Here is a 24,899-nt window from a genome sequence, read left to right on the forward strand (position 1 = left end):
CTATAAAAACAGTTATACCAAGGTGGCGGTATGAAAATTAAAGTATTAATCGTGGACGATTCGGCGTTGATCCGCAGCGTGATGAAAGAGATCATCAATAGCCAACCCGATATGGAAGTGGTCGGTGTTGCCCCTGATCCGATTGTGGCGCGTGACTTGATCAAGCAAACCAACCCTGATGTGCTGACGCTGGATGTAGAGATGCCACGTATGGATGGGCTCGATTTTCTTGAGAAGCTGATGCGCTTGCGCCCAATGCCAGTAGTGATGGTGTCGTCGTTGACTGAACGCGGTTCGGAAATTACACTGCGGGCGCTGGAGCTTGGCGCTGTTGATTTTGTCACCAAACCGAAGATGTCGATCCAGAGCGGCATGCTGGAATACACGGAAATGATCGCGGATAAAATTCGCGCCGCTTCCAAGGCGCGCATCAAGCCGCGCCAGATCACGTCGTCGGAGCCAGGCAAGGTTGGCGAGAGTGCCTTGCCTTTGATACGTAATCCGCTGACCAGTAGTGAAAAACTGATCATCATCGGTGCTTCGACTGGCGGCACCGAGGCGATCAAGGATTTCTTGATGCAGATGCCATCTGATTGCCCGGGTATTTTGATTACACAACATATGCCACCTGGCTTTACGAAATCGTTTGCGCAGCGATTGGACAGTTTGTGCAAAATCGATGTCAAAGAGTCTGAAGGCGGTGAGCGTATTTTGCCAGGGCATGCCTATCTCGCACCGGGCCATTCGCATTTGCAATTGGTACGTAGCGGCGCCAATTACATGACCCAACTTGATCAAGGACCACCGGTGAATCGTCATCGTCCGTCGGTGGATGTACTGTTTCACTCGGCTGCAGTGCATGCAGGGAAAAATGCTGTAGGTGTGATTCTTACCGGTATGGGTAAGGATGGTGCACTCGGCATGCTGGAGATGAAAAATGCAGGTGCTCACAATTTTGCCCAGGACGAAGCTTCCTGCGTCGTATTCGGCATGCCGCGCGAGGCAATAGCAGTCGGGGCGACACATGAAGTGGGACCTTTGAACTCATTGCCGGGTATGGTTTTAGGCTATCTTGCAACACATAGCAGTCGCGCTTTACGCGTCTAAGCCCAGGATTAATATTGCCGAGCTGGAATTCTTCCAACTCTGCGGCGGCATCAGTGCATAATAGTGGGGTTCGAAAGAGAGCGAATTGCAAACCGGTTCAATCTCTTTCAAGATCGATAACGATTCAAAGAATTAATGGAGTAATTCATGGCAGGTCCAAACACCAAATTTTTAGTCGTCGATGATTTTTCAACAATGCGTCGTATCGTCCGCAATCTTTTGAAAGAGCTGGGCTATACCAACGTTGATGAAGCGGAAGACGGTGCCATGGCACTGGCCAAGCTGCGCAGCGAACAGTTTGATTTCGTTGTGTCCGACTGGAATATGCCGAATATGGATGGCTTGACGATGTTGCAAAACATTCGTGCCGATCCGGCTCTTTGCAAGTTGCCGGTGCTGATGGTGACTGCAGAAGCCAAAAAGGAAAACATCATCGCAGCCGCACAAGCAGGCGCGAACGGCTATGTTGTAAAGCCATTTACAGCCGCGACTCTGGACGAAAAACTCGCGAAGATTTTCGAAAAACTGGCCGCTGCCGGGGCTTGAGTTGAGCACGACTTCGCGGGCAGGCGCAGCGTCTTCCGAATTGATTGAGGCAGGCGGCGATACTTCGCATGACGAAGTATTGTCGCGCGTGGGGCACATGACGCGCGCTTTGCACGATAGTTTGCGCGGCCTGGGTTTCGATCAATTGATAGAGCGCGCTTCGCACGATATTCCTGACGCACGCGACCGTCTGGACTATGTGGCTCGCATGACCGAGCAGGCGGCACAGCGCGTGTTGAACGCGACTGAGGCGGCTGGCCCGCTGCAAGATCGGATTCAGGCAGATGCCGCCAGTATGTCCAGCGAATGGCAGCAGACTCTGCAGGGTGCGTTTTCAGAAGAAAAATACCGTGTCATGGCAGCGCGTACCGTCGCTTATCTAGACCAGACCCAAGGCGCAACTGCGGAAACCAAGCAGCATCTGATGAATATCATGATGGCGCAGGATTTTCAGGATTTGACCGGGCAGGTCATTAAAAAAGTGACGGAGTTGGCGCACGGCCTTGAACAGCAGTTGCTGCAATTGCTGGTCGATTATGCGCCGCCGGAAATAAAGCGTGAAGTTGATACTGGTTTGTTGAACGGACCGCAAATCAATCCGATTGGTAACGACGTTGTTGCTGGACAGGCACAAGTAGACGATCTGCTCGATAGCCTGGGCTTTTAATACACAGGGGCAGCAATTACTGCGCTCCTTTTTGTTTTAGTTTTTTCCTTTCTCCTCGCCTCCATGTCTGAAAACAAATTCATTGTTCGAGAACCGCTGCTGAGTGCGGCGCAGCAAATTGTCGGGTACGAACTTCGTTGGGATGGCAACAAGCATGGCGACGGCATGGCCAGTGATGATGATTTGCTTGAACTGGTTACATTTGTGGCCGAGCAATTATGCGATGAAGAATCCGGTTGGCTGCTGAACGACAGTGTGCTGTTTCTAGAAGCCACACCGGCATTGATTACTTCAGCCGTGGTGCAGACCCTGCCGCCAAAAAATGTAGTGTTCCGTTTGACCGCCGCTGATCTGGCTGATGCTGATACATACAAAGCCGTGGTCGGGTTGCGAGAGCAAGGCTATGGTATTTCGCTGTGTGATGCCGAGACAGTAGCACCTGACAGTCCTTTGCTTGCTATCGTCAGCCACGTCGAAGGCTCGCTCGGCGGTGACGGCGCGTTTGCAGGTGTCGCCAGCGTTGATGGAAAGCCTTCACCTATCAAGGTTGCACGTCATATTGCCGACTGGCAGGAATACGATGCCTGCGTTGCTGCCGGCTTGCAAACCTTCATAGGCAATCTTTACCTGACACCGCGCGCCAGCGTAGAGAAGCAGGGCTTGAATTCGGCGCAAACCATCATTGTGCAGTTGATGCAGATGGTGCGTAAAAATGCAGATGTGCGCGAACTTGAGAATGTCCTCAAGCGTGATGCCACTCTGTCATACAAACTGTTCCGTTATATCAACAGCGTTGGCTTTGGCCTGGGTGCAGAAATCCAATCCTTGCGGCATGCGGTTACCATGTTGGGCTATTCACCCCTTTATCGCTGGTTGTCGCTGTTGTTGGCGACCGCCAGTACCAATAGTCATTCTGCCGTGTTGATGCAGACAGCGATCGTGCGCGGGCGTTTTGCCGAATTGGCGGGAAACGGCATTTTGCCCAAGCTGGAAGCCGAGAACCTGTTCGTGGTCGGCATGTTTTCTCTGCTGGATCGTTTGCTGGGTATTCCGATGGAAGAAGTCCTGGAAAAGATCCAGTTGTCCGAACTGGTCTCCCAGGCTTTGCTGACACGGGAAGGCATGTACGGTCCCTTCCTGGCATTGGCAGAGGCTTGTGAACCGGATAATGGCGACATCGGCGCACTTGCCGATTCCTTGTTCCTCAATGCGCGACAGGTCAATGAGGCACATTTAGCCGCATTGGCATGGGCCCAAGCTATCAAAATCTAAGCTGTTTTCAAATATACCCGCTAGGCAATATTTAAAAAGCGGGTATTTCCCACCCTATTCCCTCGATCACCCAGAAGCTTTCTAGCCAATAATCGACTCATTGGTCCGTATGGCGTCGTGTTGAACGCCTGCCGGACTACCTCAGGAGTCGGCTTTGGCTGAAGAAAGTGATCTCGAAAAGACAGAACCCGCGTCACCGCGCAAGCTGGAACAGGCGCGGGAGAAGGGTGACGTCCCGCGTTCGCGCGAACTGGCGACCTGTACTTTGCTGCTGGGCGCGAGTGCGGCCTTCTGGTTCACGGGCGGCAATATGATCACCCAACTCAATGAAGTACTCGCTTCCGGTCTGAGCTTTGATCGCGAAATGGCTTTTGATATGGAATTGCTGCTGGCGCATGCCGCAGCCAGCATCATCAAATTACTTATCGCATTTGCACCTGCCGCCCTGATCCTGATCGTGGTCGCCCTGGCATCCCCCATGCTGATTGGCGGCTGGTTGTTCAGCGCAGAAGCTTTGCAACCTAATTTTGGTCGCATGAACCCGATCAAAGGTATAGGCAATATGTTTTCCACCCGTTCCGCGGTTGAACTGGGCAAGGCGATCGGCAAGACTTTACTGGTCGGCGGGATTGCGTGGATGGTCATCAAATACGAAATCGATGCGGTGCTGGCACTAAGTGTAGAACCGTTGAAGTCCGGCATGGAACATTTGGGGCACTTGCTGATGGTCAGCTTCATCTTCATCGTGAGCGGCTTGATCATCATTGCGGCAGTGGATGCGCCTTATCAAATGTGGTCCCATGCGAAGAAATTGATGATGTCGCGTCAGGATGTGCGCCAGGAATCCAAGGAGTCTGACGGTAATCCTGAAATCAAAGCCAAGATTCGCCAGCAACAACGCGAAATGGCACGTCGTCGCATGATGTCCGAGGTCCCGACTGCAGACGTGGTCGTGACCAATCCGACGCATTATGCAGTTGCACTCAAATACTCAGAAAAAGGTAACCGCGCGCCGATAGTCGTTGCCAAGGGGGCGGATGAAGTCGCGGCAAGAATTCGTGAGCTCGCGATGGAAAACAATGTCGTGATGATGGAAGCGCCACCTTTGGCGCGTGCCTTGTTCCGCCACGCGGAACTGGGGGACGAGATCCCTGAAGCCTTGTACATCGCAGTGGCTGAAGTTCTGGCCTATGTATTCCAGTTGCGCGCGTATAGCAAAAACGGTGGTTCACGTCCGAAAAAACCGGGTGATATCGATGTGCCGCCAGAACTTGATCCTCTTAACCCCGCTGCAGAAGATGCAGACACCAATGGCCTGCCACAATGAATAGCATGAAATTATCAGCCTGGATGTCGGGCCCTGGTTCAAAAGCGATCGCGGCTCCGCTGATCATCATCATGATGTTGTCGATGATGATTTTGCCGCTGCCGGCCATCGTCCTCGATATTTTCTTCAGCTTTAATATCGCGCTTTCCATTATCGTGTTGCTGACCGCTTTGTACACGGTCAAGCCGCTGGATTTCATGGTGTTCCCGACCGTTCTGCTGGTCAGCACAATGTTGCGCTTGTCGCTCAACGTCGCTTCCACGCGCGTAGTGTTGACCGAAGGTCACAACGGCCCGGACGCAGCCGGCAAAGTGATTGAAGCATTCGGCCACTTCCTGATCGGCGGTAACTACACAGTCGGTATCGTCGTGTTCGTGATTTTGACCATCATCAACTTCACCGTTGTGACCAAAGGTGCAGGTCGTATCGCCGAGGTTGGTGCGCGTTTCGCATTGGATGCCATGCCTGGTAAACAAATGGCGATTGATGCCGATTTGAACGCCGGTTTGATCGGTGAACAAGATGCGCGTCTGCGCCGCACGCAGGTCGCGCAAGAAGCAGAATTTTACGGCGCGATGGATGGTGCAAGTAAGTATGTGCGAGGTGATGCGATCGCCGGCATTATCGTCACCGTCATAAATGTTGTCGGCGGCTTGATCGTCGGTATGGTCCAGCACGACATGGGATTTTCTTCCGCACTGGAAAACTACACCTTGCTTGCTATCGGCGATGGTTTGGTCGCACAGATTCCTTCGCTGATTATTTCAACCGCTGCCGGTATCGTGGTGTCGCGGGTTGCCAGTGAGCAGGATATTGGCGGCCAACTGATTGGTCAGCTGTTCGCCAAGCCACAAGTTCTTTACATCACGGCAGCCATCATCGGCGGCATGGGTTTGATCCCGGGCATGCCACATATCGCCTTCCTGTTCCTTGCCGGTGTGATGGCAGGCGCTGCCTATCTGGTTTCGCAACGCGCGTTGAAGGCACCGGAAGTCGAGCCTGAAGTGACGGCACCGCCGCCAGCGCCTGAAGTCGAAGAAGCAACCTGGCAAGACATCGTGCAAGTCGATACCCTGGGTCTGGAAGTAGGCTATCGCCTGATTCCATTAGTGGATAAATCTCAAAGTGGCGAGCTGCTGCGTCGTATAAAAGGTATACGCAAAAAATTCGCACAGGAAGTCGGTTTCCTGTCGCCCCCAGTCCATATACGCGACAACCTTGAGTTGAAGCCATCCGCCTATCGCATCACGCTCAAAGGTGTGGAAGTCGGTAGCGGCGAAGCACACGCGGGCCAGTTCCTTGCGATCAATCCAGGCATGGTGAGCGGTACCTTGCCTGGTCAGGCAACCAGTGACCCAGCCTTTGGTTTGCCGGCGACATGGATCGATGCAAATTTGCGCGAGCAGGCACAAGGCATGGGTTACACCGTCGTTGATGCCGGCACCGTGGTGGCAACGCACTTGAATCATTTGATCACGACGCACGCAGCAGAATTGCTTGGTCGCCAGGAAGTGCAGCAACTGCTCGACCATCTGACCAAGGAATCGCCAAAACTGGTGGAAGACCTGGTGCCAAAAATGATCCCGTTGTCGACGCTGCAAAAAGTTTTGCAAAACCTGCTGGTCGAAGGCGTGCACATTCGCGATATGCACACCATCATCGAAACCATGACCGAGCATGCGAGCTTTACGCAAGACGTCAACGAGCTGACCGCGCTGGTGCGTGTGGCACTCGGTCGCGCGATCGTGCAGCAGCTGTTCCCATCGACGAATGAATTGTCGGTGATGACGCTGGATAACCGACTCGAACGTCTGTTGACGCAAGCGTTGAGCGCAAGCGGTCCGGAAGGCGCGGGCATCGAACCCGGTCTGGCCGACACCATCGCTGCACAGGCGGAAGCCGCCACGCGTCAACAGGAGCAAATGGGATTAACGCCGGTACTGTTGGTGCCGGCACAGTTAAGGGCATTGCTGGCGCGCTTTCTGCGCCGTGCATTACCGCAGTTGAAAGTTCTTTCGCACGCAGAAGTGCCCGATTCAAAAACGATCAGAGTTACTAGCTTAGTTGGAGGCCAGATATGAATGTCAAAAAATTCACAGCAAGCACGTCGCGTGGTGCATGGAGTCTGGTGCGTGAAGCATTGGGCCCGGATGCCGTTATTCTCTCCAACCGTGCAGTGGAGGATGGCGTCGAGATTCTCGCGCTGGCTGGCGAAGACATGGCGGCACTGGCCGAGCCTATGGTCGAGAAAGCGATTTCCGAAACCACTCTGGCCGCGTTGTCACCCAAGCACAAACTGACGCATGCTCAGCCCGCACCGTTGGCTATTCCTGCTCCTGCAGTGGCCTCGGAATCTGTACCTGCAGCACCGGTATCGCAATCCGCATTGGGTGACATCAACACGGCCGAGTTGCATGACGTGATGAAAGAAATCCGCTCCATGCGCGGCATGCTGGAAATGCAGTTGGCTGAATTGGCATGGACCGATCAGCACAAACGCGAGCCAGCCAAATCCAGCGTCTTGCGCGAAATGCTGGCCGCCGGATTCAGCGCCAGTCTGTCGCGCTATCTGATTGAAAGAATGCCTGCTAATGCCAGCAAGGATAGCGGCATGGAATGGATCAAGACCATCCTGACGCGCAACCTGGCGACCATCGGCAATGAAAACGAAATTCTTGAAAAAGGCGGCGTGTATGCATTGGTCGGCCCTACCGGCGTAGGCAAGACCACGACTACTGCAAAACTGGCGGCGCGTTGCGTGATGCGCCACGGCCCCGGCAAACTCGCATTGATCACGACCGATGGTTATCGTATCGGCGGCTACGAGCAATTGCGCATTTACGGCAAGATCCTCGGTGTAATGGTGCATTCGGTCAAAGATGAAGCCGACCTGCGTATCGCCCTTGATGAACTCAAAGGCAAGCATACGGTATTGATTGATACCGTCGGCGTCAGCCAGCGCGATCAAATGGTGGCGGAACAGATTGCCATGTTGAGCGGTGCCGGCAGTCAGGTCAAACGCCTGTTGTGCCTGAACGCGACATCGACCGGCGAAACGCTTAATGAAGTAGCGCGTTCTTACATGGGCGATGGCCTTGCGGGTTGCATATTGACCAAATTAGATGAAGCTGCAACCATCGGCAGTGCACTAGATGTAGTCATTAGACAGAAATTGAACTTATACTACGTAGCTAATGGACAACGCGTGCCGGAAGACCTGCACGTCGCGAACCAACAGTACCTGGTGGACCGTGCATTCAAGCTCAAGCGCGAGACGGCACCATTCCAGTTCAACGATGCGGAAATACCTTTGGTAATGGCAAATACGGCAAGAGCAATGAACGACAAAAGTTTGCGTGAGGTGATTCTTGGCTAGTTTCGAATGTGATCAGGCAGAAGGTCTACGGCGCATGCTCGCCGGACCGAAGCCGCGCATTTTCACATTTTTATCCGCTACGTCGATTGCGGATAAAAGTGCAATGCTGGTCAATTTGAGCGCTTCACTTGCTTCCAGCGGCAGCGATGTCGTATTGCTGGACGCGTGCATGTCGAAGAATGGCATCACACGTCGCATGGGTGTTGAAGTACATGCGACCCTGCTTGATGTGGCGCGTCAACAGCGCGCCCTGAATCAAGTCGTGCAAGCCATGCCGCAAGGCTTTGGACTTGCATCTTTGACTAGCGGTTCGGTGCATGCTGCCTCGCGTGATGCTGACCAGTTGCGTCGTCTGTCGAACGCCTTCGGCGTACTGGCTGCACAATCCGATGTATTGGTGGTGGATGCAGAGTTGGACGAGAGTGATAATTTCACGATTCCTGGCATGGCCAGCGGCGACATCGTGATTCAGGTCGCCCCCGGCGCGGCTTCGATCAAGGAAGCCTACTCGTTGATCAAGCGCCTTAACAATCAATTGGGTCGTCGACCTTTTGGCATCCTGGTGACGGGAGCCGACGAGCGCGAGGCCGCACTTGTCTATCAAAACATGGCGCAGGTTGCCAGCCGCTATCTGGCGGTACAACTGCATTCCATAGGTTCAATTCCCTCGGACGAAAACACGACACGCGCTGCGCGTTTGGGGCGCGCCGTGATTGATGCATTTCCCATGGCCGGCGCGTCGGTTGCGTTCCGTCGGCTGGCAGAGCGTTTTGCCTTGTCCGCGCATGGCGCCAAGTTCGGGGCTTGATCGATGTACACGGCAGAAGGAAAATCGGATAGGGATCATCTGGTAAGTCAGCATGCACCGCTAGTCAAGAAACTCGCGCACCAGATGAAAGCCAAATTGCCTCCCAGCGTAGAAGTCGACGATCTGATCCAGGCAGGCATGATTGGTTTGCTGGACGCTGTCAGCCGTTACGAAGAAACACATGGTGCCCAGTTCGAAACCTATGCCGTGCAACGCATACGCGGTGCCATGCTGGATGAATTACGCAGCAGTGACTGGATGCCACGCAGCATGCGTCAGAACATGCGCAAGATCGAGGTGGCGATGAACAGTCTGCAGCAAAAGCTGGGCCGCCCACCGAATGAAAGCGAAGTTGCCAAGCAACTCAAGTTATCGCTGGCCGATTATCAGGATTTGCTGAGTGACGGCGGCGGGCATCAACTGGTGTATTACGAAGATTTTCACGATAGTGAAGATAACGAACACTTCCTTGATCGTTATTGCACCGACGAGTCGCCCGATCCTTTACAGAATTTGATGAACACCGGTTTCCGCTCGGCGGTTATCGCAGCCATCGAGGCATTGCCGGAACGAGAAAAAATTCTAATGAGTTTGTACTACGAACAGGAAATGAATCTGAAGGAAATCGGGGCCGTGATGGGTGTCACCGAATCACGCGTGTCACAATTACATAGCCAGGCCATCGCCAGGATGCGTGCAAATTTGAGGGAGAGAGCGTGGACTGGGGTAGCTTAATTGGCATAGCGCTTGCGCTTGGCGGCTTGCTCGCCGGACAACTGCTGGAAGGCGGCAAGCTCAGTTCACTGATTCAGCCGGCCGCGTTCATCATCGTGGTGGTGGGCACCATGGGTGCAGTCTTGCTGCAAAGCGGCTGGCCGACTTTTGTGCGCGGTATCAAAATGGCGAGTCGCGTGTTCGTGCCACAGGATGATGATTATCCAAGTCTGATGCGCGAGATGACGAACTGGAGCACGATAGCCCGCCGCGAAGGCCTCCTGAGCCTGGAGCGTGTTATCAAGGACGTCAAAGATCCTTTTATTGCGCATGGCTTGCGCTTGATCGTCGATGGCGTCGATCCGCACAAATTGCGTGGCGTGCTCGACTTGGAAATCGACGCATATGAAACGCGCGAACGTCTGGCTGTAAAAATCTGGGAGTCCGCAGGCGGTTATGCACCCACCATCGGTATTCTCGGTGCAGTACTGGGTTTGATCCATGTGATGGAAAATCTGTCTGATCCTAGTCGTCTAGGTAGCGGGATTGCCGTGGCCTTTGTTGCAACGATTTACGGTGTCGGGTTTGCCAATCTGGTGTTTTTGCCGATTGCCAGCAAACTCAAGGCGATCGTCGCCCGCGATGTCTTCAAGCACGAGATGCTGGCCGATGCGTTCTCCGGTATTGCTGCTGGTGATAATCCTCGCTTGATCGAAGAGCGCATGAATATCTACCTGATGTAACTTGCTTACAGTCCAGACAACGCACATGGCCCGCAAAAAACACGAAGAAGAACACGAAAACCATGAACGTTGGCTGGTGTCTTATGCCGACTTCATTACCTTGCTGTTCGCCTTCTTTGTCGTCATGTACGCCATTTCATCAGTCAACGAAGGCAAGTACCGCATTCTTTCCGACTCTCTCGGGATTGCTTTCGGCGGTGCTACACCCAAAACGCCAGCTTTGAAAGATCCCATCGAGGTCAACCGTCCGGCATTGAACAGCCGGCCGATTCTTACCCCGGCACAACGCGCCAGTGACGCCGCCGTCAAACGCGAAAAAGCACAGATGACGAATATCGCGCGCGATATTCTGAAAGCAATGGCACCGTTGATCAGTCAGGGCAAAGTGCGCGTGACACAAACTAGTCGCGGCGTCAGCGTAGAAATCAATGCCAGTTTATTGTTTGCTCCAGGTGAAGCAAAGCTGAGCCCCATATCGGAAAAAGCTTTGCGCGCAGTCGGCGAAGTATTGAACAAGGTCGACAACGATATCCAGGTCGAAGGTCACACCGATAACGTGCCTATCAGTAACGCGATGTTCCCATCCAACTGGGAATTATCTGCCGTACGTGCGAGCAGCGTTGTCAGGTTGTTCCTGGATAATGGCATGGATGAAAAACGCCTGGTCGCGGTGGGCCATGGCGCCAATCAACCGGTTGCCAGCAACGACACGGCAGAAGGGCGCTTGCGCAATCGTCGCGTGCAGCTGATGATTCTTTCCGGCTTACCTGAAGTCGTGACCGAAGTCCCTGTCTCAACAGAAAACTGAGCACGCGATTGATCGCAACGCCACGTTCACAATCATAGATTCACATTATAAAAAATCATGAGCATCATAGACAAAGCGCGATCAGATCGCAGAATCGCAGCGCTCTCCACACGCGTTCAGCAACAACTTAAAATCAAATTCAAAAAATCCGACGAACGCGGATGGCATTCAACTGTCAACGGAGATGCGGCTGTCATCGAATACACAGCCTGCCGCCACCCAAGCGCTGCCCTTGCACGTGAACTCTTGCAGCTTGAGATGCAATTGTCCGGCTATCGTCGCATCAAGTTGGGCATCTCTTCTGTAATTGAAAATGACGTCATGCCTAACTTCATTAGCGTGCTCGACACCGAACTTCAACGTCAAAAGTTGATTCCGAAATTCATTGAGCTCGGTTTTCAGCAGGAACAGTTTTATCGGGATTTCGATAAGAATACGCATGCCTACCTGAATCATGTGTTGACCGGACCGCCGGAAAAATTTGCAGATGTCGTGCCTTTGTTTGTCATGTTGATGAGCGTCGCCGATGCATTGGCAGTGGATGCATATCAAGAGATTTACGAGAAGTTTTTGCTTTTGAACAAAGGCACGTATGCCAAGCAGTTACTAACCATCGAACAGTTGCTCAATGACTGGGGAAAAACGACATCGATGGATCAGACTGATACGGTCAAGAAGATCATGTTGATGATCGAGCCGAAAGCCAATTTCAGCTGGTTCGGCTTTACAGATGAAAGCGGATTTCCAGATCAGGGTTTCTTTGTCGATGAAGTGTTTTCGGTCAGGCTGTTGCCGACCTGATGTTTCAATCACTTTGAACGAAGAATATTGACGCAGGAATTTGGCATTCACTGCTCCTCAAGTATTAGTTGTCACGCGTTTTTTTCGAGTGTCTGACAAGTTGAGAGGTCAGCTTCCCCAATTGTTTGTAAAGCGCGCCATAGCGGCGACTCCATTTACTGACTGCGCGATATTGATTTAATACTGTTGCTACATCGCCGCGTGCAATGGGCCCCGTCAGTGCTTTTTTCGGTCCAACTTCCAAAACATTCTCAGTCGTTTCCCGAACTAACGACGCCATCATCTTGAGCGCCACGCCTTGCGGAATTCCAGCTTGTCCATAAGTTTGCACCGCAGTGTCTAGTAGCGTCACCAGATAGTTGGATGCGAACACGGCTGCGGCGTGATACAGGATTTTTTCTTCGCTCTTGATCGCAACCAACTGCGCACCAATTGCTGTGAATAGCGGCGTCAATACATCGAGTGCGCGTTGATCGCCTTCGATACCACAGTAGGTGCCGGCGAAATCATGGATGATCTTTTTCGGTACTGCAAAACTGCGGATGGGATGAATGCTGGCGATTGCTGCGCCACGCGCGCTTGCCGCTTGCAATATTGTTGCTGGCAGAGCGCCGCTGCAATGGAAAACGATGCTGTTTGTGGAAAGGCAATCGGCGTTTGCCAGCGCCGCGCAGCAGGCTGAGATTTGATCATCAGGAGCTGCGATCAGGAAGATATCGGCAGGGTGCAGATCCGCGCAGTTATTCGCTACGCGTCCTGCGCCTATGAAAGCAATGGCATTCGTTGCGCTTGCTGTGGACCGATTCAAGATATCTTGAATTTCGATCACATGCTGATCGTGCCACAAGCGTCCCAGTGTCTGGCCGACTTTGCCACAGCCGATGATACTCAGTGTCGCAGGTTGGTTCATGCTGGTCGCTTGTGATTGGTTTTACTTACTTGCCGGCTTTTTCTAACGCTTCCTGCTGCTCGAGCCATTCCGCTTCCAGTTGCGTGACTTCCTTGGTGTAGAAAGACTGGTCTGCCAGTAGCTGTTTCAATTCTTTTTTCTTGGCTGCGTCATAGATCAACGGATCAGCAAGCGCTGTTTCTACAACGGCTTTTTGAGCATTACGCTTGGCGATTTGCTCTTCGAGTTTCTTGATTTTGAGTTCTATCGGCTTTCTGTGGGCTGCCAGTTTTTGACGATCTTCTGCTTCCTGTTTTTTCTGCTCACGTTTGTCTACTGCCGATGCCGCAGGTGCCGCTGGTGCGATGACGCTGGCGGATTTCTCTTTGACGACTGGCAGCGCTGCTGCATTGCCGGCTGCGGCATTTTTTGTCGCCAGTTTTGTCTTGAATAACCAATCCTTGTAATCATCCAGATCGCCATCGAAGGGTTGCAGTTTGCCGTCGGCGACGATGATGAATTCGTCTGTTGTTGCGCGTAGCAAATGTCTATCATGTGATACGACCATCAGCGTGCCTTCAAACTGCGCCAATGCCATCGTCAGCGCTTCGCGCGTTTCGAGATCCAAATGGTTGGTTGGTTCATCGAGCAGCAAGAGGTTGGGGCGCTGCCAGACGATCAGGGCCAGGGCCAGACGTGCTTTTTCACCGCCGGAGAACGGTGCGATCTTGCTGGTGACCATTGCACCGTTGAAGTTGAAGCTGCCGAGGAAGTTACGCAGTTCCTGCTCGCGCACGGTCGGTGCTATGTGTGCCAGATGCCAGAGTGGCGACTCTTCATGGCGCAACATTTCCACTTGATGCTGGGCGAAGTAACCTATCGCCAGTCCTTTGCCGAATTCTGAAACGCCACTCAGCGGCGCAAGTTCTGCTGCAATGGTTTTGATCAGTGTCGATTTGCCGGCGCCGTTGACGCCTAGCAGCCCGATGCGCTGGCCGATCTGCAGTGAGAAGTTGATGCCGGAAACAATTTTCTTTTCCGTGATCGAATAATCGGTTTCATTCTCGATGCGGTAACCGGCGTCGACGTTTTCCATGACCAGCAACGGATTCGGTGCAGCAGCCGGTTCGCGGAACTCAAATGAAAACTCGGCAGCAGCACGCAAGGGTGCGAGTTCTTCCATTTTCTCCAGTGCTTTCATCCGGCTTTGTGCCTGACGCGCTTTGCTGGCTTGCGCCTTGAAGCGGTTGATGAAGGATTCCAGATGTGCCCGTTGGCGTGTTTGTTTTTCCAGTGCGCTTTGCGCCAGGATCATTTGCGCTGCACGTTGACGTTCGAAACCGGAGTAGTTACCCGAGTAACGTTTCAGCTTGCGCTCGTCGATATGCACGATGACGTTTACGACGGCATCCAGGAAATCCCTATCATGCGAGATCACGAGCAAGGTGCCTGGATAGCGTTTGAGCCAGTCTTCGAGCCAGATGATGGCGTCCAGATCCAGATGGTTGGTCGGTTCATCGAGCAACAGCAGATCCGAAGGGCACATCAACGCTTGCGCCAGATTCAAACGCATACGCCAGCCGCCTGAAAAACTGGCAACCGGTTGTTCCATCTGCGCCATCGTGAAGCCCAGGCCAAGCAGCAATTGTTCGCCGCGCGAGCGCACGGTGTAGGCATCGGCATCGGCGAGAGCGCTGTACAACTCGCCTATCAATGTGCCGTTGTCGATGGTGTCTGGTTCGCTTTCGAGAAAGGCCAGCTCTTCTTCAAGGCGGCGCAAGGTGACGTCGCCGTCAATCGCGTAATCAATCGCCGAGCGTTCCAGTGGTGGGGTTTCTTGCGCGACGTAGGCGACGCGCCATTTGGATGGAAAGTCGATGGTGCCAAGGTCGGCGTGCAACTCGCCACGCAGTAATCCGAACAGGCTGGATTTGCCTGCGCCATTGGCACCGATCAAGCCGATTTTATCGCCAGGATTGAGGGTAACGTCGACTTTGTCGAGCAGTGGCTTGATGCCACGCATGAGTGAAACTTGTTGAAAACGGATCATGTGGTGTGTAAGTGGATCGCGCGGGCGACCGACTTTGCTTCTTCAATAAACGATTTAAAAATAAGCGGCAAGAAAAGTTTCTTGTTAGCCGAAAGATGGAACTGCAAGTTTTGTACCTTGCGTATGCGAAATGTCAGTTCGCTGGTGCTACCCGGTTCCCGCAACTGCGGGAACGAGCGTGTAAAAATTATTGCAATTGATCGGCGGTGACTAAAAACACCATGTCATCGCCGGCACTGGTCGTTAGCCAGGTCAGATTCAGTTCCGGGAAGGCGGCTTCTGCAAACGCGCGTTCATTGCCGATTTCCACCATCAAGATACCTTTTGGGGTCAGGCGTTTTGCTGCGCCAGCAACGATTTTGCGCACCAGATCCATGCCGTCTTCGCCCCCAGCCAAAGCAATGTGCGGTTCACGCAGATATTCTGGCGGAAGCTTGCCCATCGAAGTGGAGTTCACGTAAGGCGGATTGGTGACGATCAGATCGTATTTGTTTTCAGGCACGTTCGTGTACAGATCAGATTCGATCAGCGTGATGCGATCCTTTAACTCGTATTCCTCCACGTTGCGTTTTGCCACGGCGAGCGCATCGGCGGAAATATCGACTGCATCGACTTGCGCATTCGGGAACGCGTCGGCGAGCATGATAGGCAGGCAGCCGGAGCCTGTGCATAGTTCCAGAATGTTGGTGATTTTGTCCGGATTGCTGACCCATGGCGAAAATTGATCGGGGATCAGCTCGGCGATAAAGGAGCGTGGAACAATGACGCGCTCATCGACGTAAAAGTGATAACCGCCCAACCAGCCTTCGTTGGTGATGTAGGCGGCAGGCAAGCGCTCATCTGCGCGCTGTTCGATCACGCGCAAGACAGCGTCGACTTCGTGCTGCAATAAGTGCGCATCAAAAAATGGATCGAGTTTGTCGAGCGGAAGTTTCAATGTATGCAGGATCAGGTAAGCCGCTTCATCCAGTGCATTGGTGCTGCCGTGGCCGAAGAATAGCTTCGCGGTGTTGAAACGGGTCACTGCGTAACGCAGCAGGTCGCGAATGGTAGAGAGGTCTTTAGGCTTGATAGGCATGGTTCTATACAACTACTAAAAAGGATGAAGCCCGATATGCGTTTTACGCTTATCGGGCAGGGCAATTTTTGATCATGATGCGCAACGTTTCAGCACATCTTGATCTTTCGATTTTTCAAGGCAGTTTCGCTAAATTCTGCGTTAGCTACCTTGATGTGCTTCTTACAGCAGTAAGTTTTCCATCGTGCGGCGATAGATGTTTTTCAGTGGATCGATGAACTGCACTTCAATATGCTCATCGATTTTATGAATGCTGCCATTCGGAGGACCGAATTCGACGACCTGCGGGCAAATTTGCGCGATGAAACGACCGTCGGAGGTGCCGCCGGTGGTCGACAACTCTGTCGTCACGCCGGTTTCCGATTTGATGGCGTCTGCCATCGCATCACTCAATGTGCCTTTAGGCGTCAGGAACGGGTAGCCGCTGATGGACCATTTCAAATCGTATTCGAGGCCGTGCTTGTCGAGAATTGCATGCACGCGTTGTTGCAAACCTTCGACCGTGCTGGCCGTGCAGAAGCGGAAGTTGAAGTCGATCACCACATTGCCTGGAATGACATTCGATGCGCCTGCGCCGCCGTGCATATTCGATACCTGCCACGACGTAGGCAAATAGTATTCGTTGCCGTCATCCCATTTCTCTGCGACCAGCTCTGCCAAAGCAGGTGCGCATTCATGGATAGGGTTGCGTGCCAATTGTGGATACGCGATGTGCCCTTGTATTCCTTTGACAGTCAGTTTGCCGGACATGCTGCCGCGCCGACCGTTCTTGATCGTGTCGCCCAAGACATCCGATGAAGTCGGTTCGCCGACCACGCAGTAATCAAGTTGTTCGCCACGCGCCTTCAATGCATTGCAGACAATTACGGTGCCATCTGTGGCCGGACCTTCTTCATCGCTGGTAATCAGGAAACCGATCGAACCCTTGTGATCCGGATGCGCTTGCACGAATTCTTCTGCGGCAATGACCATAGCCGCGATCGATGTTTTCATATCCGCAGCACCGCGACCATACAGTTTGCCGTCGCGATGCGTCGGCACAAATGGCGGCGAGGTCCATTGATCCAAGGGGCCCGTAGGCACGACGTCGGTATGACCTGCGAATACCAGCAGCGGCTGTGCTGTTCCCTTGCGTGCCCACAGATTGGTCACGCCATCGGACTCGATGGTTTCGCAGACAAAACCCAGAGGCGATAGCAATTCGATCAGGCGGGATTGGCAGCCTTTGTCTTCCGGTGTGACAGATGACAGTGAAATCAGTTCTTCAGTGAGAGCGAGCGTCTTGCTCATAAAATTAATCTTGAAAAATGTGTTGATAAAGATCGGCGGAGAAGCCGACTGTCGATTTTTTGTTCTTGACCAGTACCGGACGTTTGATCACGGATGGCGATTCCAGCATCAGTTCGGTGGCGCTGGCATTATCGATAATGGATGCCTTGCGTTCATCCGGCAGATTGCGCCAGGTTGTTCCTTTGCGATTGACCAGCACGTCCCACTGCACATCGCGTAACCAGCCTGCGATCAGCTCGCGCGTAATGCCATCTTTCTTGAAGTCATGAAAGACAAAGTCGGTGCCATTGTTGCTGAGCCAGGTGCGTGCTTTTTTGACTGTGTCGCAATTGGGGATGCCATACAGAGTGATCGTCATGCTTACATTTTCAATGTGAATTCAGTGAAGCTGGGGCCTTGTTCCTCTTCCGGCTCTTCCACTTCAATTTTTTGTGCCGAATTATTCAGCAGCCAGAACAAATTGCTGGCAGAGTCGGCGTGCGCCAGTGCTTCGTCCTGCGTGACGACACCATCCTTGATCAACTGCATCAAGGCTTGCTCAAAGGTTTGCGAGCCTGGCGACATGCTCTTCTCGATCGCTTCCTTGATCTGCGTGATTTCGCCTTGCTCGATCAATTCTGCTATGTGACGCGTATTCATCATGATCTCGACTGCAGCGCGACGACCACCGTCGATGGCACTGATCAGGCGCTGCGAAACAATCGCGCGCAAAGTCGATGAAAGATCCGTCAGCAGCGACTGGCGATTTTCAATTGGATAGAAATTGATGATCCGTGTCAGTGCCTGATAACTATTGTTCGCATGCAGTGTCGCCACGACCAGATGCCCGGACTGCGCGTAGGCGAGCGCTGCCGCCATGGTTTCCTTGTCGCGAATCTCGCCGATCATGATGCAATCGGGTGCTTGCCGCAATGCGTTGCGCAAGGCCACCGACAGGTTGGCCGCATCGCTGCCGATTTCGCGCTGATTGACGACCGAACGTTTGTTCTTGAACAGATATTCGATCGGATCTTCCAGCGTCAGGATATGACCAGTACGTAGCGTATTGCGATGGTCCAGCATCGACGCAATCGTCGTAGACTTACCCGAGCCGGTGGAGCCGACAACCAATAACAGGCCGCGCTTTTCCATGATCATGGTAGCCAATGCAAACGGCAAGTTCAGCGTATCTAGCGCGGGAATTTCGCCCGGGATGTAACGCAATACGGCAGAAATACTGCCGCGCTGGCGAAATGCCGACAAGCGGAAGCTGCCAACGCCAGCGACAGGAACACCAATATTGAGCTCGTTCTCGCGTTCGAGTTCTTCCATCTTTGCTGCCGGCACAACTTCCGCCAGCAACGACATGATCGCTTTCTGGTCCAGCTTCTGCTGGTTGATCGGCATCAGGCTGCCATTGATCTTGATATGGATCGGCGAATTGACTGCGATAAACAAGTCAGATGCTGCTTTTTCCTTCATCAGGAGAAATAACCGATCCATTGCCATGAGCGAATCCTTAGGTGGACATCAAAACGCGAGTTACAGTTTGCTGTTGCAATCAGTCACGCAGCAATTCGTTAATGGCTGTTTTCGAACGCGTTTGTGCATCCACACGTTTGACGATCACAGCGCAGTACAAGCTGTATTTGCCATCGGCGGAAGGCAGGTTGCCGGATACGACAACGGAGCCTGCAGGAATGCGGCCATAGGTGACTTCACCGGTTGCGCGGTCGTAAATTTTGGTCGATTGGCCGATGTAGACGCCCATCGAGATGACCGAGTTTTCTTCGACGATGACGCCTTCAACGATTTCCGAACGGGCACCGATGAAGCAGTTGTCTTCGATGATGGTTGGGTTGGCTTGCATAGGTTCCAGCACGCCGCCGATACCGACGCCGCCGGACAAGTGCACGTTCTTGCCGATTTGTGCGCATGAACCCACTGTTGCCCATGCATCGACCATCGAGCCTTCATCAACGTAAGCGCCGATGTTGACGAAGGACGGCATCATGACAACGTTTTTGCCGATGAAGCTGCCATGGCGTGCGACTGCAGGCGGGACGACGCGGAAGCCGCCTTTGGCGAAATCTTCAGCGGTGTAGTTGGCAAACTTGGTCGGAACCTTGTCGTAGAACTGCATATGTTCGCCGGATGGCATGGCGATGTTGTCTTCCAGACGGAACGACAGCAAGACTGCTTTCTTTACCCATTGATTGACAACCCATGCACCGCTGTCTTTTTGCGCCACGCGCAATGTACCTTCGTTCAATTGCGCGATGACTTGCGATACGGCGCTACGTACATCAGCAGGCGCGTTTTTAGGTGAGAAGTCTGCACGGTTTTCCCATGCCTGGTCGATGATCTGTTCGAGTTGTTGTGTCATGTGAGTACTTATCGGTTGATGATAAAAATAAAATGATTAAAGGCTGGAATGCAGAAAATGATCAGGTACTTGTGCCAGATAATTTCTTGGTAAATTCGACGATACGTTGTGCGGCTTCCAGGCATTCTTCGACTTCGGCTACCAGCGCCATGCGTATGCGATTTTGCCCGGGATTGATGCCATGTGCTTCGCGGCCCAGATAGCTGCCCGGCAATACTGTGACATTATATTCGGCATAGAGGCGCTTCGCGAATTCGATATCGTTGACGGCAACCAGTTTGTCGACTTTGGCCCACAGGTAAAAACCGGCGTCCGGCAACTCGACATCCAGTACTTCCTGCAGCAATGGCGTGACTTGCTTGAATTTCCTGACGTATTTTTCACGGTTGTCGATTACGTGTTGCTCATCGTTCCATGCAGCAATCGAGGCGCTTTGTACGGATGGGCTCATCGCGCTGCCGTGATAGGTGCGGTAGAGCAGGAATTTCTGGATGATCTCTGCATCGCCAGCGACAAAGCCGGAACGCATGCCCGGCACGTTGGAGCGTTTCGACAGACTGGAAAAACCGATCAGGCGCGGGTAGCCTTTGCGTCCCAGTTTGTGGGCGGCTTCCAGTCCGCCTAAAGGCGCTTCGGCCCCGAAATAAATTTCGGAATAGCATTCGTCGGCTGCGATCACGAAGCCGTAGCGATCCGATAAGGCGAACAGTTCGGCCCAATCATCCTGCGTCAATACCGCGCCGGCCGGATTACCTGGCGAACAAACGTAGACTAGTTGCACGCGCGACCATACTTCATGCGTTATGGCCGCAAAGTCAGGCGCAAAATTGCGCGCCGGATCGCAATTAACAAAGTAAGGCTGGGCGCCAGCCAGATAGGCGGCACCTTCGTAAATTTGATAGAGCGGATTCGGGCACACAACCAGTGCATGCTTGCTTGGATCGATGACGGTTTGCGCCAGTGCAAACAACGCTTCGCGTGAACCGTTGACCGGCAGCACTTGCGTGGCCGGGTCCAGCTTGGGCAGGTTGTAGCGACGCTCCAGCCAGCCAGCAATCGTCGCGCGCAAGGCTTCCGTTCCCGCCGTGGTTGGGTAAGTCGCCAATCCATCCAGATTGTCGGCCAGCGCCTTTTGGATAAACGCCGGCGTTGGATGCTTGGGCTCACCGATACCGAGGCTGATAGGGCGATAGGCGGCGTTCGGCGTGATACCGGCAAACAATTGTTTGAGTTTTTCGAACGGGTAGGGTTGCAGCTGATTCAGAAGTGGATTCACGGCGGAGAGCGAAAAATGTGCGATCAGTGTTAACAGTGGGTGTTAATTGATGCAAGGTTCAAAGTGGCAACATTATACCGCTCCGGAGGCTGTAACCGTAGCGCGTCTGATGTCTTGCAAAACGTTGCCTTCCAAATGCTAGTAAACGTTATTGCAAATGCTATGATTACCCCCTTTCGCGGGCTCTTTTGCCGCATCCGCCGACTCGGTCGGATACTTAATTTCTGTTGTATATCCTGGGAACGGTTGCTAACGTGCGTTTAACTTCGATTAAATTGTCTGGATTCAAGTCTTTCGTCGATCCAACGAACTTTCAGGTGCCGGGCCAGTTGGTGGGTGTAGTTGGTCCTAACGGTTGCGGCAAATCCAATATTATCGATGCTGTACGCTGGGTTTTGGGTGAATCCAAGGCTTCCGAGCTGCGCGGCGAGTCAATGCAGGACGTTATTTTTAACGGTACCAACACCCGCAAACCGGCAGGGCGCTCATCGGTCGAACTGGTATTTGACAATGGCGAAGGCAAAGCTGCCGGCCAGTGGAGCCAGTACGCAGAGATCGCGGTCAAGCGCACGCTGACACGCGACGGTACGTCGACTTACTACATCAATAATCAGGCGGTACGCCGCCGCGACATCCAGGATATTTTCCTCGGTACGGGTCTTGGTCCACGTGCGTACGCGATCATCGGACAGGGCATGATTTCGCGCATCATTGAGGCGCGTCCGGAAGAACTGCGTATTTTTCTCGAAGAGGCTGCCGGCGTATCGAAGTACAAGGAACGTCGCCGCGAAACCGAAAACCGACTGCAAGACACGCGCGAAAATCTGCTGCGGGTGGAAGATATCCTGCGCGAATTGAATGCCAACCTGGAAAAACTGCAAAGTCAGGCCGCCGTAGCGCAAAAATTCCACGAACTGCAAGCCGATCAGGATGAAAAGCAAAAGTTGCTGTGGTTGCTCCGCAAGAATGAAGCCAAGACCGAGCAGGATAAATTCTTCCGCGATATCGAGAAGGCGCAACTCGAACTGGAAGAGCAAACCGCCAAGTTGCGTCATGTTGAAACTGAACTCGAACACATGCGCCAGGCGCATTACGGCGCGGGCGATCGCATGCATCAGGCGCAAGGCCATCTGTATCAGACCAATTCGGAAATCGGCAGTCTCGAAGCACAAATCAAGTTCGTTATCGAATCGCGCAGTCGCCTGCAATCTCAACTCAATTCACTGACCGCGCAACGCGATCAATGGCAGCGCCAGGGCACGCAATATCAGGACGATCTGGTCGAAGCTGAAATGCATCTGGAAGAGCAGGCGATGCGTGTCGAACAGGCACAGGAAATCGCGCATCGTGAAAACGATCGTATTCCTGCATTGGAGCAAGCATGGCGCGAAGCGCAATTGAAAACGACTGAGTCTCGCGGCAAAATCATGCAGGCGCAGCAGCAGATCGAACTTGAATCTGCGCATCAACGCAACGCTTCCAATATCCTGTCCAGCCTGACGGTGCGTCGCGAGCGCTTGCAGCAAGAAAAGCAGGGCCTCAATTTGCCGGACAGCACGCATCTGTCTAATCTGAAGATGCAACTGGAAGAAAAGCAGGCCACACTCGAAGAGGCGACAGAACAACTGGAAGTCGCACAAGAACAGTTACCCAAACTTGAAGAAGAGCGCCGTACCGCGCAACAGCAGGTCAATACCGAAACGGCTAACAACGCGCAACTCGAAGCGCGCCTGACTGCATTGAAGCAACTGCAGGAAAACATACAGACGCAAGGCAAAGTCCAACCGTGGTTGCAGAAGCACGAGTTGAGCGAGCTGCCGCGCCTGTGGCAAAAACTGCATATCGATCAGGGTTGGGAAACTTCGCTGGAATCGGTATTGCGCGAGCGCACATCGGCGCTGGAAATGTCCAATCTCGATTGGGCCAAGGCTTTCTTCAACGATGCACCGCCGGCCAAGCTGGCTTTGTTCACGCCGAATGCAGTGCCATCGGAAGCGAGCCCTACGCAAGCCGGCCTCAAGCCTTTCCTGAGCCTGCTGCAACTGAATGATCCTAGCCTGCGCGCATTGATGCAGGATTGGCTGCATAACGTTTATGTTGCTGACGATGTAGCCGCGGCTTTCGTTGATCGCAATAAATTGCCTAATGGTGCGTATTTCGTCACCAGGCAAGGGCATGTCATCAGCAAATCAAGCGTGCGTTTCTATGCGTCTGATTCCGAGCAGGATGGCATGCTGGCGCGCCAGCAGGAAATCGAAAACATCGGCAAGCAATTGCGTGCGCAGCACATGCTGGCAGACGAAGCGAAATCGCGCTCTGTCCGTGCCGAATCCGCACTGACGCAAGCGACGCAGCGCTTGCAAGAGATACGTCAGCGCGTCAACACGCTGACGCAAGCGGTGCATGGCTTGCAAATCGATGTGATGAAATTATCGGAAGTGCAGGAGCGTTTCAACCAGCGCAGCACTCAGATCGCAAGCGATCTGGAAGAAATCGCTGCACAGGAAGCCGAACAGCAGCAAGTCAAGGCAGAGTCGGAAGCCAAGTTCGAACAACTCGATGGCGAGCTGGCTGAATTGCAGGAGACGCATGAAGAAGGTCAAACCGATTACCTGAGCAAGGAACAGCAGTTGAATGATGCGCGCCAGCGTGCGCGTGAACTGGAGCGTTCGGCGCAGGAAGCGGAATATGCAGAGAAGTCGCAACGCAGCAAGATAGAAGAATTGAAACGCAGTATCGCCACCGCACTGGAGCAGGCGGCGCAGCTGTTTGCCAACATGCAGCAAGGTAGCCTGGAACTGGAGAGCCTGGACGATCAGGCCGCGCAAGCCGGTTTGCAAACGCTGCTCGACAAACGCACCGATCAGGAGCGTGCGCTGGCCGATGCGCGGCACGAACTCGATCAGCTGACACAGCAATTGCGCGGTCATGACGAAGCGCGCATGCAGGCTGAACGCAGTTTGCAACCGCAACGTGATCGCATTACTGAATTGCAGTTGAAGGAACAGGCGGCACGCTTGAATCAGGAACAGTATGCGCAGCAGCTGATCGAAGCCCAAGCAGATGAAGCGGCGTTGATGGAAAAACTCAATGGCGATACCCGACCTTCCTACCTGCAAGGCGAGGTAACGCGGTTGACCAATGCGATTGCTGCGCTGGGCGCGGTCAATCTGGCGGCGCTGGATGAATTGGCGACCGCGTCGGAACGCAAAAACTTCCTTGATGCGCAAAATGCCGACCTGACCGAAGCAATCAATACGCTGCAGGATGCGATTCACAAGATCGACAAGGAAACGCGCGACTTGCTGCAAGACACCTTCGACAAGGTCAATCATCACTTCGGGGAACTGTTCCCGATTCTATTCGGTGGCGGTCAGGCCAAATTGACTATGACCGGCGAAGAAATTCTGGACTCGGGCGTGCAAGTGATGGCGCAACCACCGGGCAAAAAGAATGCGACGATTCATCTGCTGTCAGGCGGCGAGAAGGCATTGACGGCGACGGCGCTGGTGTTTTCGATGTTCCAGCTGAACCCTGCACCTTTCTGTCTGCTCGATGAGGTCGATGCGCCGCTGGATGATGCCAACACTGAACGTTTTTGCAATATGGTCAAACGCATGTCGGCGCATACGCAATTCCTGTTTATCTCGCATAACAAGATTGCAATGGAAATGGCACAGCAACTGATCGGTGTGACGATGCAGGAGCAGGGCGTGTCGCGGATTGTTGCGGTGGATATGGAGTCGGCCACCAGTTTTGCGGCAGAAGCACAGACCGTCTGA

The 24,899-nt window shown here is 53.3% G+C and carries 21 protein-coding genes; 13 read left to right on the plus strand and 8 right to left on the minus strand.

The window, feature by feature from the left end:
* Positions 1–30 precede the first annotated feature (30 nt).
* The 12 genes from ACFQO0_RS13145 to ACFQO0_RS13200 all read left to right on the plus strand — a co-directional run bounded on the left by ACFQO0_RS13145 (position 31) and on the right by ACFQO0_RS13200 (position 12,169).
* Entirely contained in the window at positions 31–1,107 is a 1,077-nt protein-coding gene (locus ACFQO0_RS13145; RefSeq protein WP_382235347.1) for a protein-glutamate methylesterase/protein-glutamine glutaminase, read from the plus strand.
* A gap of 147 nt (positions 1,108–1,254) precedes the next feature.
* Positions 1,255–1,653: a chemotaxis response regulator CheY gene (gene cheY / locus ACFQO0_RS13150; protein ID WP_382235349.1), complete on the plus strand. Its 399-nt coding sequence runs from the start codon at positions 1,255–1,257 to the stop codon at positions 1,651–1,653.
* A 97-nt stretch (positions 1,654–1,750) separates the two neighbouring features.
* Positions 1,751–2,320, plus strand: coding sequence for a protein phosphatase CheZ (cheZ, locus tag ACFQO0_RS13155; protein WP_382235926.1), 570 nt, complete (start codon positions 1,751–1,753; stop codon positions 2,318–2,320).
* 63 nt (positions 2,321–2,383) lie between these two features.
* Entirely contained in the window at positions 2,384–3,592 is a 1,209-nt protein-coding gene (locus tag ACFQO0_RS13160) for an EAL and HDOD domain-containing protein (RefSeq protein ID WP_382235351.1), read from the plus strand.
* 154 nt (positions 3,593–3,746) lie between these two features.
* On the plus strand, positions 3,747–4,919 hold the full coding sequence (gene flhB, locus ACFQO0_RS13165) for a flagellar biosynthesis protein FlhB (protein ID WP_382235353.1): 1,173 nt from the start codon (positions 3,747–3,749) through the stop codon (positions 4,917–4,919).
* On the plus strand, positions 4,916–7,000 hold the full coding sequence (gene flhA, locus ACFQO0_RS13170; protein WP_382235355.1) for a flagellar biosynthesis protein FlhA: 2,085 nt from the start codon (positions 4,916–4,918) through the stop codon (positions 6,998–7,000). The genes flhB and flhA overlap by 4 nt, the downstream gene beginning before the upstream one ends.
* On the plus strand, positions 6,997–8,295 hold the full coding sequence (flhF, locus tag ACFQO0_RS13175; protein WP_382235357.1) for a flagellar biosynthesis protein FlhF: 1,299 nt from the start codon (positions 6,997–6,999) through the stop codon (positions 8,293–8,295). The genes flhA and flhF overlap by 4 nt, the downstream gene beginning before the upstream one ends.
* On the plus strand, positions 8,288–9,103 hold the full coding sequence (locus ACFQO0_RS13180; protein WP_382235359.1) for a MinD/ParA family ATP-binding protein: 816 nt from the start codon (positions 8,288–8,290) through the stop codon (positions 9,101–9,103). Before flhF ends, ACFQO0_RS13180 begins: the two co-directional genes overlap by 8 nt.
* Before the next feature lie 3 nt (positions 9,104–9,106).
* Complete coding sequence (locus ACFQO0_RS13185) at positions 9,107–9,838, plus strand: RNA polymerase sigma factor FliA (RefSeq protein WP_382235361.1); 732 nt, start codon at positions 9,107–9,109, stop codon at positions 9,836–9,838.
* A complete protein-coding gene (locus ACFQO0_RS13190) occupies positions 9,820–10,560 on the plus strand; it encodes a flagellar motor protein (RefSeq protein ID WP_382235363.1) in 741 nt (246 codons plus the stop codon). Before ACFQO0_RS13185 ends, ACFQO0_RS13190 begins: the two co-directional genes overlap by 19 nt.
* 25 nt (positions 10,561–10,585) lie before the next feature.
* Positions 10,586–11,368, plus strand: coding sequence for a flagellar motor protein MotD (motD, locus tag ACFQO0_RS13195; RefSeq protein ID WP_382235365.1), 783 nt, complete (start codon positions 10,586–10,588; stop codon positions 11,366–11,368).
* Between the two features lie 57 nt (positions 11,369–11,425).
* Complete coding sequence (locus ACFQO0_RS13200; protein WP_382235367.1) at positions 11,426–12,169, plus strand: hypothetical protein; 744 nt, start codon at positions 11,426–11,428, stop codon at positions 12,167–12,169.
* A gap of 64 nt (positions 12,170–12,233) precedes the next feature.
* Here ACFQO0_RS13200 and ACFQO0_RS13205 read toward each other — a convergent pair whose 3' ends face one another.
* From ACFQO0_RS13205 to dapC, 8 genes are all read right to left on the minus strand, one after another.
* Positions 12,234–13,079 (minus strand): Rossmann-like and DUF2520 domain-containing protein, encoded by an 846-nt coding sequence (locus tag ACFQO0_RS13205; RefSeq protein ID WP_382235369.1) that lies wholly within the window; start codon positions 13,077–13,079, stop codon positions 12,234–12,236.
* Between the two features lie 25 nt (positions 13,080–13,104).
* On the minus strand, positions 13,105–15,081 hold the full coding sequence (locus ACFQO0_RS13210; protein ID WP_382235371.1) for an ATP-binding cassette domain-containing protein: 1,977 nt from the start codon (positions 15,079–15,081) through the stop codon (positions 13,105–13,107).
* Between the two features lie 214 nt (positions 15,082–15,295).
* The gene (gene prmB / locus ACFQO0_RS13215; RefSeq protein WP_382235373.1) at positions 15,296–16,186 is read right to left on the minus strand and encodes a 50S ribosomal protein L3 N(5)-glutamine methyltransferase; all 891 of its coding nucleotides are present in this window, start codon (positions 16,184–16,186) and stop codon (positions 15,296–15,298) included.
* A gap of 162 nt (positions 16,187–16,348) precedes the next feature.
* Positions 16,349–17,476 carry a succinyl-diaminopimelate desuccinylase gene (dapE, locus tag ACFQO0_RS13220; protein ID WP_382235375.1) on the minus strand — a complete coding sequence of 376 codons (1,128 nt, stop codon included), beginning with the start codon at positions 17,474–17,476 and terminating at the stop codon, positions 16,349–16,351.
* Between the two features lie 4 nt (positions 17,477–17,480).
* Positions 17,481–17,834: an ArsC family reductase gene (locus ACFQO0_RS13225; protein WP_382235377.1), complete on the minus strand. Its 354-nt coding sequence runs from the start codon at positions 17,832–17,834 to the stop codon at positions 17,481–17,483.
* 2 nt (positions 17,835–17,836) lie between these two features.
* Positions 17,837–18,964: a PilT/PilU family type 4a pilus ATPase gene (locus ACFQO0_RS13230; RefSeq protein ID WP_382235379.1), complete on the minus strand. Its 1,128-nt coding sequence runs from the start codon at positions 18,962–18,964 to the stop codon at positions 17,837–17,839.
* 52 nt (positions 18,965–19,016) lie between these two features.
* Positions 19,017–19,841: a 2,3,4,5-tetrahydropyridine-2,6-dicarboxylate N-succinyltransferase gene (gene dapD / locus ACFQO0_RS13235; RefSeq protein WP_382235381.1), complete on the minus strand. Its 825-nt coding sequence runs from the start codon at positions 19,839–19,841 to the stop codon at positions 19,017–19,019.
* A gap of 61 nt (positions 19,842–19,902) precedes the next feature.
* Positions 19,903–21,117, minus strand: coding sequence for a succinyldiaminopimelate transaminase (dapC, locus tag ACFQO0_RS13240; protein ID WP_382235383.1), 1,215 nt, complete (start codon positions 21,115–21,117; stop codon positions 19,903–19,905).
* Positions 21,118–21,371: 254 nt separating this feature from the next.
* On the opposite strand from dapC, the gene smc reads away from it, so the two are divergent.
* On the plus strand, positions 21,372–24,899 hold the full coding sequence (gene smc / locus ACFQO0_RS13245) for a chromosome segregation protein SMC (protein ID WP_382235385.1): 3,528 nt from the start codon (positions 21,372–21,374) through the stop codon (positions 24,897–24,899).

This window comes from Herminiimonas aquatilis (assembly GCF_042665175.1).
Classification (GTDB): Bacteria; Pseudomonadota; Gammaproteobacteria; order Burkholderiales; family Burkholderiaceae_D; genus Oxalicibacterium; species Oxalicibacterium aquatilis.